This is a genomic window from Acinetobacter sp. NIPH 1852, from assembly GCF_022549455.1.
Taxonomy (GTDB): Bacteria; Pseudomonadota; Gammaproteobacteria; order Pseudomonadales; family Moraxellaceae; genus Acinetobacter.
The window spans coordinates 1-639 of sequence record NZ_JAKZGG010000050.1 but is presented as its reverse complement, the minus strand read 5'-3'; the positions used below and the strand labels follow the sequence as shown (position 1 = coordinate 639).

Below are 639 nucleotides of genomic sequence, written 5' to 3'. Positions count from 1 at the left end.
ATATTTGCAAAGTCGCCTTTCACTATTGGAGCAGAAATTAGCAATCATTAATCGCATGGCAGCGACCAACGATTTGCCTGATGCGATGATCAATCAATCTGGTCTAAAAATAACACCTCTCGATGCCGTGGCTCCTGATACAGCCCAAACTTTAATTGACCAAACAGCAATGCTGTTACCACATATCAAGATCACCGAATTATTAATGGAGGTCGATGAATGGACAGGCTTTACTCGACACTTCACTCATTTGAAAACGGATGACACTGCGAAGGATAAAGCGTTATTGCTCACGACCATACTGGCTGATGCAATTAATTTAGGGCTGACGAAAATGGCCGAATCATGTCCTGGTACAACTTATGCCAAACTCTCATGGCTACAGGCTTGGCATATCCGTGATGAAACTTATTCAACGGCATTGGCCGAATTGGTGAATGCTCAATTGAAACAACCTTTCGCTGAAAACTGGGGAGATGGCACTACCTCCTCATCAGATGGCCAACGCTTCCGCGCAGGTGGCAGAGCTGAAAGTACAGGACATATCAATCCAAAATATGGCGCAGAGCCTGGAAGGTTATTTTATACACACATTTCTGATCAATACGCACCATTTAGCAGTAAGCTGATCAATGTGGG

1 protein-coding gene is annotated in these 639 nt (G+C 44.1%); it reads left to right on the top strand.

Annotated elements, in window-relative coordinates:
• The coding region (locus tag MMO38_RS16510) for a Tn3 family transposase (protein WP_241324190.1) at window positions 1-639 on the top strand (639 nt) is incomplete at both ends.